14 protein-coding genes, 3 tRNA genes and 1 riboswitch are annotated in these 14,542 nt (G+C 41.5%); of the genes, 5 read left to right on the top strand and 12 right to left on the bottom strand.

The window, feature by feature from the left end:
• From HMPREF3020_RS00955 to rpsL, 4 genes are all read right to left on the bottom strand, one after another.
• Positions 1 to 368: GTP-binding protein (locus HMPREF3020_RS00955; protein WP_180363106.1), on the bottom strand; the 368-nt coding region annotated here is incomplete at its 3' end.
• Between the two features lie 65 nt (positions 369 to 433).
• Positions 434 to 2,536: an elongation factor G gene (fusA, locus tag HMPREF3020_RS00950; protein WP_070775253.1), complete on the bottom strand. Its 2,103-nt coding sequence runs from the start codon at positions 2,534 to 2,536 to the stop codon at positions 434 to 436.
• 84 nt (positions 2,537 to 2,620) lie between these two features.
• On the bottom strand, positions 2,621 to 3,091 hold the full coding sequence (gene rpsG, locus HMPREF3020_RS00945; protein ID WP_005699184.1) for a 30S ribosomal protein S7: 471 nt from the start codon (positions 3,089 to 3,091) through the stop codon (positions 2,621 to 2,623).
• Positions 3,092 to 3,237: 146 nt separating this feature from the next.
• On the bottom strand, positions 3,238 to 3,612 hold the full coding sequence (gene rpsL / locus HMPREF3020_RS00940) for a 30S ribosomal protein S12 (protein ID WP_005543325.1): 375 nt from the start codon (positions 3,610 to 3,612) through the stop codon (positions 3,238 to 3,240).
• Positions 3,613 to 3,870: 258 nt separating this feature from the next.
• Here rpsL and HMPREF3020_RS00935 point away from each other — a divergent pair, with 258 nt between their 5' ends.
• Positions 3,871 to 5,256: a chloride channel protein gene (locus HMPREF3020_RS00935; protein ID WP_070775251.1), complete on the top strand. Its 1,386-nt coding sequence runs from the start codon at positions 3,871 to 3,873 to the stop codon at positions 5,254 to 5,256.
• A gap of 3 nt (positions 5,257 to 5,259) precedes the next feature.
• Entirely contained in the window at positions 5,260 to 6,246 is a 987-nt protein-coding gene (gene dusA, locus HMPREF3020_RS00930; RefSeq protein WP_070775250.1) for a tRNA dihydrouridine(20/20a) synthase DusA, read from the top strand.
• A 70-nt stretch (positions 6,247 to 6,316) separates the two neighbouring features.
• Here dusA and ribB read toward each other — a convergent pair whose 3' ends face one another.
• The gene (gene ribB, locus HMPREF3020_RS00925; protein WP_070775248.1) at positions 6,317 to 6,964 is read right to left on the bottom strand and encodes a 3,4-dihydroxy-2-butanone-4-phosphate synthase; all 648 of its coding nucleotides are present in this window, start codon (positions 6,962 to 6,964) and stop codon (positions 6,317 to 6,319) included.
• 88 nt (positions 6,965 to 7,052) lie between these two features.
• Positions 7,053 to 7,227: riboswitch (FMN riboswitch) on the bottom strand.
• Positions 7,228 to 7,354: 127 nt separating this feature from the next.
• Between ribB and nadR the strand changes: the two genes are divergently transcribed.
• Positions 7,355 to 8,464 (top strand): multifunctional transcriptional regulator/nicotinamide-nucleotide adenylyltransferase/ribosylnicotinamide kinase NadR, encoded by a 1,110-nt coding sequence (gene nadR, locus HMPREF3020_RS00920; protein WP_083315408.1) that lies wholly within the window; start codon positions 7,355 to 7,357, stop codon positions 8,462 to 8,464.
• A 1-nt stretch (position 8,465) separates the two neighbouring features.
• Positions 8,466 to 9,146, top strand: coding sequence for a metallophosphoesterase family protein (locus HMPREF3020_RS00915; RefSeq protein ID WP_070775241.1), 681 nt, complete (start codon positions 8,466 to 8,468; stop codon positions 9,144 to 9,146).
• 52 nt (positions 9,147 to 9,198) lie between these two features.
• Here the strand turns inward: HMPREF3020_RS00915 and HMPREF3020_RS00910 are convergent.
• The 7 genes from HMPREF3020_RS00910 to waaA all read right to left on the bottom strand — a co-directional run bounded on the left by HMPREF3020_RS00910 (position 9,199) and on the right by waaA (position 13,682).
• Positions 9,199 to 9,275: transfer RNA gene (locus HMPREF3020_RS00910), tRNA-Arg, on the bottom strand.
• A 53-nt stretch (positions 9,276 to 9,328) separates the two neighbouring features.
• Positions 9,329 to 9,405, bottom strand: a tRNA-Arg gene (locus HMPREF3020_RS00905).
• A gap of 24 nt (positions 9,406 to 9,429) precedes the next feature.
• Positions 9,430 to 9,523: transfer RNA gene (locus HMPREF3020_RS00900), tRNA-Ser, on the bottom strand.
• Positions 9,524 to 9,678: 155 nt separating this feature from the next.
• Complete coding sequence (rep, locus tag HMPREF3020_RS00895; protein WP_070775240.1) at positions 9,679 to 11,691, bottom strand: DNA helicase Rep; 2,013 nt, start codon at positions 11,689 to 11,691, stop codon at positions 9,679 to 9,681.
• A 13-nt stretch (positions 11,692 to 11,704) separates the two neighbouring features.
• Positions 11,705 to 11,917 (bottom strand): lipoprotein, encoded by a 213-nt coding sequence (locus HMPREF3020_RS00890; protein WP_070775236.1) that lies wholly within the window; start codon positions 11,915 to 11,917, stop codon positions 11,705 to 11,707.
• Positions 11,914 to 12,390 carry a pantetheine-phosphate adenylyltransferase gene (gene coaD, locus HMPREF3020_RS00885; protein WP_014064370.1) on the bottom strand — a complete coding sequence of 159 codons (477 nt, stop codon included), beginning with the start codon at positions 12,388 to 12,390 and terminating at the stop codon, positions 11,914 to 11,916. The genes HMPREF3020_RS00890 and coaD overlap by 4 nt, the downstream gene beginning before the upstream one ends.
• Complete coding sequence (gene waaA / locus HMPREF3020_RS00880) at positions 12,387 to 13,682, bottom strand: lipid IV(A) 3-deoxy-D-manno-octulosonic acid transferase (RefSeq protein ID WP_070775234.1); 1,296 nt, start codon at positions 13,680 to 13,682, stop codon at positions 12,387 to 12,389. Before waaA ends, coaD begins: the two co-directional genes overlap by 4 nt.
• Positions 13,683 to 13,743: 61 nt before the next feature.
• Here waaA and HMPREF3020_RS00875 point away from each other — a divergent pair, with 61 nt between their 5' ends.
• Entirely contained in the window at positions 13,744 to 14,502 is a 759-nt protein-coding gene (locus tag HMPREF3020_RS00875; RefSeq protein WP_070775233.1) for a glycosyltransferase family 2 protein, read from the top strand.
• Positions 14,503 to 14,542: the final 40 nt, after the last annotated feature.

Below are 14,542 nucleotides of genomic sequence, written 5' to 3'. Positions count from 1 at the left end.
CCTAATAAGATGTGCTCACGAGTTTGTGGCATTGGACCATCTGTCGCTGCTACTACTAAGATAGCACCGTCCATTTGCGCCGCACCGGTAATCATGTTTTTAACATAGTCCGCGTGTCCTGGGCAGTCAACGTGTGCATAGTGACGAGTTGGAGTATCGTATTCAACGTGTGAGGTGTTGATGGTGATACCACGCGCTTTTTCTTCTGGCGCGTTATCGATTTGGTCGAATGCACGAGCTGCACCACCGTAGTGTTTTGCTAATACGGTTGTGATTGCTGCTGTTAAAGTTGTTTTACCGTGGTCAACGTGGCCGATTGTACCCACGTTTACGTGCGGTTTTGTACGTTCAAATTTTTCTTTAGACATTTGTTTAGTTTCCTAGAAAATGCTCTATAAGCCATTCGACTTATAGAGCGGATTGTTACAAAAAATTATTTTTTACGCGCTTCAATTACTGCAGCAGCAACACTTGTTGGCGCTTCAGCATATTTTAACGGTTCCATTGAGTATGATGCACGACCTTGAGTTTGTGAACGTAAGTCTGTTGCATAACCGAACATTTCAGAAAGTGGAACTTCTGCATCGATTTTAACAACGAATTCGTTCGCTTCTTGACCGTTAACCATAGCACGACGACGGCTTAAGTCACCGATTACATCACCCACATACTCAGGTGGAGTTTCTACTTCAACTTTCATGATTGGCTCAAGTAGAACTGGGTTTGCTTTAGCGAACGCTGCTTTAAATGCTAAAGAAGCCGCTAATTTAAACGCTAATTCTGATGAGTCAACATCATGGTATGAACCGAAGTGTAAACGTACACCAAGATCTACTACCGGATAACCCGCTAATGGACCAGATTTAAGCTGTTCTTGGATACCTTTATCAACTGCAGGAATGTATTCACCAGGGATTACACCACCTTTGATTTCGTTTACAAATTCGTAACCAGGACCTTCTGGATCTAATGGGTATAAGTCAATAACAACATGGCCATATTGACCGCGACCACCAGATTGTTTTGCGTGTTTACCTTCCACATCGTTAACACGAGTACGGATAGTTTCACGGTAAGATACTTGTGGTTTACCGATATTAGCTTCCACTTTGAACTCACGTTTCATACGGTCAACGATGATGTCTAAGTGTAACTCACCCATACCAGAAATAATGGTTTCACCAGATTCTTCATCAGTGTGAACACGGAATGAAGGGTCTTCTTGAGCAAGACGACCTAATGCAAGACCCATTTTTTCTTGGTCAGCTTTAGTTTTAGGTTCTACTGCTACAGAGATTACTGGCTCTGGGAATTCCATACGCTCAAGGATGATTGGTGCTTCGACTGCACATAATGTATCACCCGTAGTGACATCTTTTAAGCCGATTGCTGCAGCGATATCGCCCGCACGAACTTCTTTAATTTCTTCACGTTTGTTAGCGTGCATCTGTACGATACGACCAAAACGTTCACGTTTTTGACGTACAGAGTTTAATACTGTATCACCAGAGTTAATTACACCTGAGTACACACGGAAGAAGGTTAAGTTACCTACGAATGGGTCAGTTGCAATTTTGAATGCTAATGAAGAGAACGGCTCATCATCGCTTGCGTGACGTTCACCTTCAGTTTCATCTGGGTTGATACCTTTGATTGCTGGAATATCAGTTGGTGCTGGTAAGTACTCAACAACTGCATCAAGCATTGCTTGAACACCTTTGTTTTTGAATGCAGAACCACAAGTTACCAAGATGATTTCGTTTGCTAATACGCGTTGACGAAGACCTGCTTTGATTTCTTCTTCGCTTAACTCTTCACCACCAAGATATTTTTCCATTAATTCTTCAGTTGCTTCAGCTGCTGCATCAACAAGGTTTTGACGCCATTCTTCACACGCTGCTTGCATATCTGCTGGAATATCTTCATAAGTGAAGGTCATACCTTGGTCAGCTTCGTTCCAGTTGATCGCTTTCATTTTGATCAAATCAACAACACCAGTGAAGTTTTCTTCTGCACCGATTGGAAGTTGAAGAGGAACAGCGTTCGCACCTAAACGAGTTTTAAGTTGATCAACAACACGTAAGAAGTTAGCACCAGTACGGTCCATTTTGTTTACGAACGCAATACGTGGAACTTGATATTTGTTAGCTTGACGCCATACAGTTTCAGACTGAGGTTGAACACCACCAACCGCACAGTAAACCATTACCGCACCATCAAGAACACGCATAGAACGTTCTACTTCAACAGTAAAGTCTACGTGTCCCGGGGTATCGATAACGTTGATACGGTGTTGTGGGAACTGTTGTGACATACCAGACCAGAATGCGGTAGTTGCCGCAGAGGTAATGGTAATACCACGCTCTTGTTCCTGTTCCATCCAGTCCATTGTTGCTGCACCATCGTGTACTTCACCAATTTTGTGACTTACACCGGTGTAGAATAAGATACGTTCAGTGGTAGTAGTTTTACCAGCATCAATGTGCGCACTAATACCGATATTACGATATCTTTCAATAGGGGTTGTACGAGCCATTATTATAACCTTGTTAAGTTTAATATCTGTTTATATAAGGGTAAGGCTTCATCGAGGATGAAGCCCTTAAATTTTAAAAGCGTATTACCAACGGAAGTGAGCAAATGCTTTGTTAGCTTCAGCCATACGGTGAACATCTTCACGTTTTTTCACTGCTGCGCCTTTGTTATCTGATGCATCAGATAATTCATTTGCAAGACGTAAAGCCATTGATTTATCACCGCGTTTACGTGCAGCTTCAACGATCCAACGCATACCTAATGCGTTACGACGAACTGGACGTACTTCAACTGGCACTTGGTAAGTAGAACCACCAACACGACGAGATTTAACCTCAACAGTTGGGCGAACGTTTTCAAGTGCAATTTCAAATGCTTCTAAAGGTTCTTTACCTGTGCGTTCTGCAAGTTTGTCTAACGCACCGTAAACGATGGTTTCAGCAACGGATTTTTTACCGTCTACCATTAATACATTAATAAATTTTGCAAGTAACTCTGAACCGAACTTCGGATCTGGAAGAATCTTGCGTGGTTCAACACTACGACGACGTGGCATTGCGAATTTCTCCGTATATTTAATCTTCAGGATATCCAAAACTCTATAAAAATTAACCGCACTTTAAAGTGAGCTAATGTGATACTGGAGTTTCTGATTTAAATTTTTACTAATTTAGACGTTTGGCCTTACTTAACGGAGTTCCATTAAGCTTTAGGACGTTTAACGCCGTATTTAGAACGACCTTGTTTACGATCTTTAACGCCTGCACAGTCTAATGCGCCGCGTACAGTGTGGTAACGCACACCTGGTAAGTCTTTAACACGACCACCACGGATAAGCACAACACTGTGCTCTTGAAGGTTGTGACCTTCACCGCCGATGTAAGAAGTTACTTCAAAGCCATTAGTTAAACGAATACGACATACTTTACGTAATGCTGAGTTCGGTTTTTTAGGTGTAGTTGTGTATACACGAGTGCACACACCACGTTTCTGCGGGCAAGCCTCTAATGCAGGAACGTTACTTTTTACAACCTTTTTCACACGCGGTTTGCGTACTAGCTGGTTGATAGTTGCCATTAAAAAAGCTCCAGTTTAAATGTTATTCATAATAGAATGTTTGTTACAAAATCTATCTCTCCATCCAATAGACAGAAGAAATAGACGCTGAATTTTAATGGTTTCGCCTCACATTGTCAATATTTAAACAGAAATAGGATCGCAAAGGATCGCTTGATAAAAAATCGACACAAAACTGACCGCACTTTCCCAAATCAATTGCCTGTCTGTGACTAGGCTTTTATAATTTCAAACAGAATTATTTTGTTGGCAATCATTATGTTACGTTCATTCATTTTTCATTTACGTTATTTCTATCATAAAAAGCTTCGACAAACCCATCGTATCTCTTATAAAACACTCGAATTTGTATGTTTATTGATTGGTGCGACATTTGTTGCCCTTTTTTCCTTTGGATTTGCGAAACTCGCCGATATCGGACTTGAATTTAATGCGTATTGGTCTGCTAAATACCCTCTCGCCGTTTGGTTCGTCTTGCCACTTGGTCTTGCTTTTCTCACCTGGTTTACCGCCAAATACACGCCTTATGTTGGCGGCAGCGGCATTCCACAAGTAATTGCCTCCATCAATCTTCCTTATAATGGCTATAAAACAAAACTGGTGGAATTTCGCCAAACCATTTGGAAAATTCCACTTACTTTCCTTGCAATGGTTATCGGGGCGTCTGTTGGACGTGAAGGACCTTCTGTTCAAGTGGGTGCGGCTGTCATGCTCGCTTGGGGAAATTTCTGTCGTAAATACAACTTTGCTTTCCGTGGCTTAAGTACGAATGAACTCATCGCAACGGGTGCGGCAGGCGGTCTCGCTGCCGCCTTTAATGCTCCTTTAGCTGGGGTCATTTTTGCTATTGAAGAACTGGGTCGCGGCGTGATGTTACGCTGGGAACGACGCGTATTGCTCGGTGTATTAGCGGCTGGTTTTATTTTAGTAGCGATTCAAGGCAATAGCCCTTACTTTCCAGCCTATAAAGGTGCGACCTCTATTTCTTATTTATATCTTTGGCTTGCCATTTGTGGGGTCGTCTGCGGTGTACTGGGTGGTATATTTGGGCGACTTCTTGCCAAAGGACTCGCGGGATTTTCTCCACTCAAATGGCGTGATTGGATCCGCAAACACCCCATTTACATTGCCTTATTACTCGGTTTAGTACTTGCAGCAATGGGTACCTACAGCGAAGGTCAAACCTATGGAACAGGTTATGATGTTGTCGCAAGAGCATTAGAAGGACAACTCGTTTCACCTGAAGTGGGAATACTAAAACTCTTCGCAACGGTGACCACTTATTGGAATGGCGTCGCGGGCGGAATTTTTACGCCATCTCTCACTACTGGTGCGGGTATCGGCACCATGTTATGGGAAATCAGTAACGGCATGGTCGATCAACGTTTCTTGGTCATTTTATGTATGGCAGCCTTTTTAGCTGGCGGCACACAATCCCCTGTGACAGCCAGCGTAGTGGTGATGGAAATGACAGGGGCTCAACCTGTGCTGATTTGGCTCTTGATTTCCAGTATCATTGCCTCCATAATTTCGCGCCAATTTAGTCCGAAACCATTTTACCACTTTGCGGCTGGACGTTTCCGTCAACGAATGCAGGAACAACAAGCAGAAGATCTTCGCCGTAACGAGATTCAAGAGAAATAAAATATGTCAGAAAACCAACCGCACTTTTATCGTGGCCGCTTTTCCGTTGCGCCGATGTTAGATTGGACGACACGCCATTGTCGCTATTTTCATCGTCAATTTAGTAAAAATGCGTTGCTTTATACTGAAATGGTTACGGCTCCCGCCATTATTCATGCGAAATACGATCATTTAGATTTTGATTTGCAAGAAAACCCGGTTGCCTTACAACTTGGCGGAAGTGATCCCGCTCAGCTTAAACATTGTGCCAAATTAGCTGAAGAAAGAGGCTATCATGAAATTAATCTGAATGTGGGCTGCCCTTCCGATCGCGTGCAAAATGGTATGTTCGGTGCTTGCTTAATGGCAAAAGCAGATTTAGTGGCAGAATGCATTTCAGAAATGCAACGTGTCGTGAATATTCCTGTTACCGTGAAAACGCGTATTGGCATTGATGATTTGGATAGCTATGAATTTCTCTGCGACTTTATCAAAAAAGTCCATCATGCTGGCTGCCAAGAATTTATTGTTCATGCACGAAAAGCCTGGCTTTCAGGATTAAGCCCAAAAGAGAATCGAGAGATTCCACCTTTAGATTATGATCGTGTTTATCAATTAAAGAAAGATTTCCCACAGTTGACCATTGCAATTAATGGTGGCATTAAAACCATCGAAGAAATGAAACATCATTTGCAATTTGTTGATGGCGTGATGGTTGGACGTGAGGCTTATCAAAATCCGTCGTTGTTGGGCTATGTTGATCAAATGCTTTTTGATGCTAATGCGGATATCGTCACACCTCGACAAGCAGTAGAAGCCATGTTCCCTTACATTGAAAAACAGCTGAGCCAAGGTGTTTATTTAAATCATATCGTTCGACATATGCTTGGTGCATTCCAAAACTGCAAAGGGGCGAGACAATGGCGTCGCTATTTAAGTGAAAATGCCTTTAAGCAAGGCGCGGGCATCGAAGTGGTCGAAACGGCATTAAGCTTTGTGGAAACCAATTAAGCCTAAAATGCAAAGTGCGGTCAGAATTTGAAAGATTTTCTGACCGCACTTTTGTTTTCTGAGTATTTAATTAGCACTGATGTTTCTGACGATATTCCACTAAATCTTCAATCGTTAATACCGAATAACCAAATTTTTTCGCAAATTCGATAATTTCTGCAGCACGAGCCATGGTGCCATCATCATTGGTGATTTCACAAATCACACCAGCCGGTTTAAAACCACTTAAACGTGCTAAATCAACTGAGGCTTCAGTATGGCCACGACGTGCTAAAACACCACCTTCTGCAGCACGTAATGGGAAAACATGCCCAGGACGGTGAAGATCTGTTGGTTTTGCCTGCTCTGCAATCGCCGCTTTAATGGTTGTTACTCGATCTTGTGCTGATACACCTGTTGACACACCTTCTGCTGCTTCAATTGTCACGGTAAACGCGGTTTTATTCACGCTATTGTTATGCTCAACCATCGGTGGCAAATCAAGCTGTTTGCATTGCTCATCGGTAATACATAAACACACGATACCGCTGCCATAACGAATAAGTTTTGCCATTTGTTCTGGAGTAATGGTTTCTGCAGGGAAAATTAAATCGCCTTCATTTTCGCGATCTTCATCATCCAACACTAATACACCATTACCTTGTTTGAATGCGTTCAATGCGTTAATCACCCGTTCTTCGCCGGTCGCACCAAATGCAGATAAAATTGACTGATTCATCGTAATTTCCTTTGTTGTTACGTTAAAATTAACCAGAATCAGGGCTGAGAAATGCAAATAAATAGAACGGAATTGGGAACCCAATCCGTTTTATTCTCTTTCATCCAGACTATACTGTCGGCTTTGGAATTTCACCAAATCTGCTAACCTTAAAAGTACAAAGCGAAACAATTTTGTAAAACGCAATCAAAATTGACCGCACTTTTAAGTGCTCGTGGGCTGTCACCACCGGTAGGGAATTTCACCCTGCCCTGAGAATGCAGGTCGTAGTATAACGTAAAATGTCGCGGTAAAAAATCATTCAATGAAAAATGTTTTTATTTGCACAAAGATTGCATAAAATAGGACTATTCAGCCAACTTGCAGTGGCCATTTAGCGAAGGATACATTATGTCGAACAAACACGATAAAAAAGTGGGTGTAATTTTCGGGAAATTCTACCCTGTTCACACCGGCCATATTAATATGATTTATGAAGCATTTAGTAAAGTTGATGAGCTTCACGTGATTGTCTGTAGCGATACCGAACGCGATTTAAAGCTGTTTTATGATAGTAAAATGAAGCGCATGCCGACGGTACAAGATCGCCTTCGCTGGATGCAACAAATCTTTAAATATCAAAAAAATCAAATTTTCATTCATCACTTAATTGAAGATGGCATTCCAAGTTACCCAAATGGGTGGCAAGCTTGGAGTGACGCAGTAAAAAATCTATTTGAAGAAAAACAATTTACTCCGACAATGGTATTTAGTAGTGAGCCACAAGACAAAGCGCCATATGAAAAATACTTAGGACTTGAAGTTTCTTTAGTGGATCCTGATCGCTCTTTCTTTAATGTATCCGCGACGAAAATTCGTACTACACCTTTCCAATATTGGAAATTCATTCCGAAAGAAGTCCGTCCATTCTTTGCAAAAACCATTGCCATTTTAGGCGGTGAAAGCAGCGGTAAAAGTGTGTTAGTCAGCAAACTGGCTGCCGTATTCAATACTACTTCCGCCTGGGAATATGGTCGAGAATATGTCTTTGAAAAATTAGGTGGCGATGAGCAAGCCATGCAATATTCTGACTATCCACAAATGGCATTAGGTCACCAACGCTATATTGACTATGCCGTGCGTCATGCTCATAAAGTGGCGATTATTGATACTGACTTCATTACCACGCAGGCTTTTTGTATTCAATACGAAGGCAAAGCCCATCCGTTCTTAGATTCTATGATCAAAGAATATCCGTTTGATGTCACCATTTTATTAAAAAACAACACAAAATGGGTGGATGATGGTTTACGCAGTTTAGGTAACCAAAAGCAACGTCAACAATTCCAACAGTTATTGAAGAAATTGTTAGATAAATACAAAGTGCCTTACATTGAAATTGAATCACCAAGTTATTTAGATCGTTATAACCAAGTGAAATCTGTCGTGGAAAAAGTGTTAAATGATGAAGAACTTGAAGGTTTACAACATACAAAATGCACATTGACCACCGAGAAATAAGATGATTTTATTCGCAGGCGATCCGCACGGAAGTTATGAACATCTTTATCCTTTCGTGCAAGAAAATGACAACGTTGCCCTGATTATTTTGGGCGACTTGCAACTTTCTTCGTCTGATGAATTAGATAAACTCGCACAACATTGTGATATTTGGTTTATTCACGGTAATCATGACAGCAAAACCGTTGCTGCATTTGAGGCGATTTGGGGGACTCATTGGAAATTGCGTAATTTGCATAATCGTGTTGTTGAAATCCAAGGCCAACGCATTGCCGGCTTAGGTGGCGTATTCCGTGGGCAAATCTGGATGCCACCCAATAAACCAATGTATTTTGACCCTATCCATTATTGCCAATATAGCCCGCAAGAAAAAATTTGGCGTGGCGGTGTGCCATTACGTCATCGCACGTCTATTTTCCCTTCTGATATCGAAGCCATTGAAAACGAGCAAGCTGATATTCTGATTTGTCATGAAGCGCCTAAACCCCATCCAATGGGATTTCGTGTGATTAATCAACTCGCAGAAAAATTAGGGGTAAGACACGTTTTCCATGGCCATCACCACGATAACGTCGAGTACAAGACAAATTTTCCTTATAAAATCACGAATGTCGGTTTTAGAAGTGTCACAGACATACAAGGAAATTATTTATTAAAAACTATTGATGATCGAGAAAAATAACCAAATAAAGCGTTAATTGTTTTTGATAAACAGAAAGTTTGAAGAAAGAAGATGGCGCACCCGAAAGGATTCGAACCTTTGACCGCTCGGTTCGTAGCCGAGTACTCTATCCAGCTGAGCTACGGGTGCGTAGTGATGTTTTATTCTTCGTGACCATTTTAACTGATAGAGTCGATTTAAAATGGCGCACCCGAGAGGATTCGAACCTCTGACCGCTCGGTTCGTAGCCGAGTACTCTATCCAGCTGAGCTACGGGTGCAGAATAAATAAAACTAACAACAAATGGCGGTGAGAGAGGGATTCGAACCCTCGATGGAGTTTTTGACCCCATACTCCCTTAGCAGGGGAGCGCCTTCAGCCTACTCGGCCATCTCACCACATTCGGTGTGTGGGCGGTATAATACGTTTTTTTGAAAATATGTCAAATCATTTTTTGAAAAAGCCATTTTGGTTGCTTGATTTATCTACATTTTGTGTAAATAAAGTGCGGTTGAAAAACAAATAAATTTCTCACCGCACTTTAATTTTATTTCTAGCCTTTTAAAATTGCCCGTAAACGTTCGAGCTGACTCGAAGTTTGTTGTTGCTTCTGCTCTACCGTCAATTTTGGCTTATCTTTTTCCCATAGCACATCATCTTGTGGCAACTCAGCCAAGAAACGACTCGGCTCTGGGCGAATTAACTCGCCAAACTGACGTCGTTCACGGCAAAGGGAAAATGTGAGCGTTTGTTGTGCTCGCGTAATGCCCACATAGGCTAGGCGGCGTTCTTCTTCCACATTATCTTCATCAATACTGGTTTGATGAGGTAAAATCCCTTCTTCCATACCGATTAAATACACATGGGGAAACTCTAAACCTTTGGAGGCATGCAATGTCATTAATTGCACTTGATCGCTCTCGTCATCATCTTCACCGCGTTCCATCATGTCACGTAGTGTTAAACGAGTGACTACTTGGTTTAAAGTCATCGGCTCATTCACCTCATCGCCTTTAAGCATATCCTCTACCCAGCTAAATAAGGTTGCCACGTTTTTACTTTGCATTTCTGCGGCTTTAGGGCTGGTGGCATATTCATACAAATATTCTTCGTAATGCAAGGAGGAAAGTAAAGAACGCACTGCCGTTTCAGGATCGGAACGCAAACTTTGATCGTTCAACTCCACAATCCAACGACCAAATTTTTGCAACGCATCATAGGCTTTTGGTGTCACACGTTGCATCAGTTCAAACTCAAAAATTGCCTCAAATAAGCTGATATGTTTTTCCTGTGCCAATTCACCTAATTTTTGTAGAGTTGCTGTACCAATTTCCCGTTTCGGTGTATTCACGATACGTAAGAAAGCTGCATCATCATCTTGATTCACCACCAAACGCAAATAGGCCATCATGTCCTTAATTTCAGCACGAGAGAAAAAAGACGTTCCACCAGAAATTTTGTACGGAATGCGGTTTTGCATAAGCACTTTTTCTAATAGACGGGATTGATGGTTACCGCGATATAAAATCGCATAATCCTTGAATTTCGTTTTACAGCTAAAACGATGAGCGATTAATTCCGCCACAATCCGTTCGGCTTCATGCTCTTCATTTTTCGCTTCAATGACTTGTAGTTTTTCACCTTCGCCTAAGTTGGAAAAAAGCTTTTTATCAAATACGTGCTCGTTGTTATCAATCAAAATGTTGGCACAATGCAAAATACGATGAGTGGAACGATAATTTTGTTCCAATTTGATGACTCGCAAACGCGGAAAATCATCACGCAAGCGCACCATATTTTGTGGACGAGCACCGCGCCAAGAATAAATGGATTGGTCGTCATCGCCTACCACCGTAAAGCAAGCTCTCTCGCCGACGAGTAATTTGATGAGTTCATATTGGCTGGTATTAGTATCTTGATATTCATCCACCAACAAATAGCGAATTTTCTCTTGCCATTTTGACCGCACTTCTTCATTTTGTTTGAAAAGCAAAGTCGGCAACATAATCAAATCATCAAAATCCAACGCATTATAAGCACGAATTTGCGCCGCATAACGCTCATAACATTTCGCAAAGGTTTGATATTTGGCATCTTTCGCTAAGGCATAAGCCTGTTTTGGTGAAACCAAATCATTCTTCCAGTTGGAAATAACCGAGATTAATTCACGCAATAAATCCTTATCTTCCTGGAGCACATCTGCCGTCAGTTCTTTGAGTAAGGCTAGTTGATCGTGCTCATCAAACAAGGTCATATTCGATTTAAAACCTAAGGCTTTATATTCCCGTTTAATAATATCGAAACCTAAGGTATGGAAAGTAGAAACAATCAATCCTTTGGATTTTTCTTTACCAATGGAATGGGCGACACGCTCTTTCATTTCACGAGCGGCTTTGTTGGTAAAGGTGACGGCGGCGATCTGTTTAGGTAAATAACCGCAGTGTTCAATCAAATGAGCTATCTTATTGATGATCACGCGAGTTTTGCCCGAGCCTGCGCCAGCTAGCACCAAGCAAGGCCCGCTGACATATTCGACAGCCTGTTGTTGTTGAGGATTGAGTTTCATATCTTAATGCAAATTAATTTGACCACGCATAAGGCAACAATGCGGTATCTAACAAAAATGACAGCGGCAAATCTAAAATAGGTAATCCCCATTTTGGGGCCATCTCTAAATCATAAGCCGCACCCGCGTAAGGTGTGTATTTTTCCGATGGATCGATTAATTTCACCACCGTACCACAACCAGTTAACGCTAAAAGTGCGGTTAGAATCAGAAGTGTTTTTTTCATTCACGACGTGCTTTTAAGGCTAAATAGACGGCTTCCGGTACCAGTTCTTTCACATCGCCATGGTGCAAATAAATTTCTCGTACAATCGTGGAAGACACAAACGCCCATTTTTCTGTTGGAGGGAAAAATAAACTATCCACACCATCGGTTAATAAACGGTTTAGTGCCGCTAGTTGTAATTCGTATTCGAAATCTGTTGTTGTACGCACACCACGAATAATGGCGGTAATCTTTTTCGCTTTGATTTCATTCGCGAGTAAATCAGAGAATCCAAATACTTCCACATTGGGCAAATGCGCGACCGATTGACGCACGAGTTCAACGCGTTCTTCCAATGAGAACAATGGCTTTTTACTCGGACTATTCGCAACTGCGACAAAAACTTTCGGGAAAATGACCGCACTTCGCGCAATAATATCTAAATGCCCGTTAGTAATCGGATCAAACGTGCCGGGGTAAATTACGCTTGTCATTTATGGTTCTCCGAAATATTGGTTAAATAAGGATGAAGCAAATCTAAAAGACGCTGTAATGCGCCACGATTTTCGATTAATACTTCATAGCCTGCATTGCCTAAACGCTGACGTGCTTCTTTTGAATTCAATAACTTATCAATAATCTCTGCCAACGCTTTCTCTGTGGAGTTGATTTGCAACACACCTTGTACTTCTAAGAGCGAGGTAAAAACTTCAGGGAAATTAAAGGTATGCTTTCCACTCACAACGGGTAATTTAAACGCCAAAGGCTCTAGAGGATTATGTCCCCCATGTTTGACCAAACTTCCGCCGACAAACGCAATATCTGAAATACCATACATCAGCATCAATTCGCCCATAGTATCACCCAAAATCACTTGGGTATTTTCTGAAGGAATCTCCCCCGTTGAACGACGAATAAAGTGAAAGTTAGCTTTTTCAATTAAATCTGCCACTGGATTAAAACGCTCAGGATGACGAGGCACTAACAATAACAGCAAGTTTGGATGTTTTTTCAGTAACAAATGATGCGCTTGTAAAATGAGTTCTTCTTCCCCTTCGTGCGTACTCGCGGCAATCCAAATCTGACGGTCTTTCGCCCAGCTCTCATGAAGTGTTGCTATATCTTTGAGTAATTCGTCACTGACCACAAGATCATATTTAATATTGCCGGTTAATTGCAGATGATCTTTCTCATAACCTAACTCTAAATAACGTTTTCCACTGATACTATCTTGTGGTGCAATTAAGCTGATTTGAGAAAACATTCGTTGTAGATGTTGTTTGACTTTGCCATAACGTCTCGCTGAACGCGCAGAAAGACGAGCATTAGCCACAATGAAAGGAATATTTCGACGAGCCAAACAATCAATCAAATTTGGCCAAAGCTCCGTTTCAATCACGATGAATACTTTAGGCTGAATAAAATCAATAAAACGATTGATGACACAAGGTAAATCGTAAGGCAAATAACAATGCGTCACGCTATCCCCGAACGCGGCTTTTACGCGTTCAGAGCCTGTTGGTGTAACCGTTGTGAACGTGATTGGTAAATGTGGATATTCCTTCTGAATACGTTTTACTAGCGGTGTAGCGGCAATCACTTCACCTACCGATGCAGCATGAATGACGACCCCATCTTCTGCAGGCTTAACAAGATTCGCATAAATACCATATCGTTCGCCTAAACGCTTACGATAATTCGGCGCCTTGAGACTTCGTAGCAACATGAAGAACAGGACAAAAGGCTGAATCAGATACATCAGGCAGGTATAAAAAAAACGCCACATAAAATAAATTCGGTTATACTTACAAAAATTTCGGCTAGTATAGCAAAAAAAGGATCAAAATATGCCAACAATTAGCGTTGCCATGATTGTCAAAAATGAAGCGGCAGATCTCGCTCAATGTCTCGATACGGTAAAAGATTGGGTAGATGAAATCATTATTGTCGATTCAGGCAGTACTGATAATACCGAAGAAATCGCGGAACAATATGGTGCAAAATTTTATTCGCATCCTGATTGGCCAGGCTTTGGCAAACAACGCCAACGTGCACAACAATATGTCACCAGTGATTATGTTTTGTGGTTAGATGCCGATGAACGCGTCACTCCGAAACTTCGTGAATCCATTCGACAAGCAGTTCAACAAGATACCCAAAATACGGTTTATGATATTCCTCGTGTGAGTGAAGTGTTTGGGCGCGAAATTCGCCATTCAGGTTGGTATCCTGATTATGTGGTGCGTTTGTATCGCACAAATTATGCGGGATATAATGATTCTCTGGTACATGAAAAAGTAGTTTATCCTGAAAACACGAAAGTACAGAAATTAACTGGAGATCTAGAGCATTTCACCTATAAAAGCATTCATCACTATTTGGTGAAATCTGCAGGCTATGCCAAAGCTTGGGCTGACCAACGCCAAGCCAAAGGGAAAAAAACAACGTTATGGCAAGGTATTAGTCATGCGATTGGTTGCTTTGTCAAAATGTACATTTTAAAAGCAGGCTTCTTAGATGGAAAACAAGGTTTTCTGCTTGCGGTACTTTCTGCCCACTCCACCTTTGTGAAATATGCTGATTTGTGGGAACGCAATCAACATTAATCAAAAACAAAAAGTGCGGTTAAAATTAACCGCACTTTTT

It is taken from the genome of Haemophilus sp. HMSC068C11, from assembly GCF_001815355.1.
In the GTDB taxonomy this organism is placed as follows: Bacteria; Pseudomonadota; Gammaproteobacteria; order Enterobacterales; family Pasteurellaceae; genus Haemophilus_D.
The sequence above is the reverse complement of the archived record's forward strand: the minus strand, read 5'-3'. Positions and strand labels throughout refer to the sequence as shown.

Coding starts and splice junctions, on each gene's coding strand:
- rep (WP_070775240.1), bottom strand. CDS start 11,691: ATGAAACTCAATCCTCAACAACAACAGGCTGTCGAATATGTCAGCGGG.
- HMPREF3020_RS00915 (WP_070775241.1), top strand. CDS start 8,466: ATGATTTTATTCGCAGGCGATCCGCACGGAAGTTATGAACATCTTTAT.
- coaD (WP_014064370.1), bottom strand. CDS start 12,390: ATGACAAGCGTAATTTACCCCGGCACGTTTGATCCGATTACTAACGGG.
- rpsL (WP_005543325.1), bottom strand. CDS start 3,612: ATGGCAACTATCAACCAGCTAGTACGCAAACCGCGTGTGAAAAAGGTT.
- HMPREF3020_RS00890 (WP_070775236.1), bottom strand. CDS start 11,917: ATGAAAAAAACACTTCTGATTCTAACCGCACTTTTAGCGTTAACTGGT.
- HMPREF3020_RS00875 (WP_070775233.1), top strand. CDS start 13,744: ATGCCAACAATTAGCGTTGCCATGATTGTCAAAAATGAAGCGGCAGAT.
- waaA (WP_070775234.1), bottom strand. CDS start 13,682: ATGTGGCGTTTTTTTTATACCTGCCTGATGTATCTGATTCAGCCTTTT.
- dusA (WP_070775250.1), top strand. CDS start 5,260: ATGTCAGAAAACCAACCGCACTTTTATCGTGGCCGCTTTTCCGTTGCG.
- HMPREF3020_RS00935 (WP_070775251.1), top strand. CDS start 3,871: ATGTTACGTTCATTCATTTTTCATTTACGTTATTTCTATCATAAAAAG.
- rpsG (WP_005699184.1), bottom strand. CDS start 3,091: ATGCCACGTCGTCGTAGTGTTGAACCACGCAAGATTCTTCCAGATCCG.
- fusA (WP_070775253.1), bottom strand. CDS start 2,536: ATGGCTCGTACAACCCCTATTGAAAGATATCGTAATATCGGTATTAGT.
- ribB (WP_070775248.1), bottom strand. CDS start 6,964: ATGAATCAGTCAATTTTATCTGCATTTGGTGCGACCGGCGAAGAACGG.
- nadR (WP_083315408.1), top strand. CDS start 7,355: ATGTCGAACAAACACGATAAAAAAGTGGGTGTAATTTTCGGGAAATTC.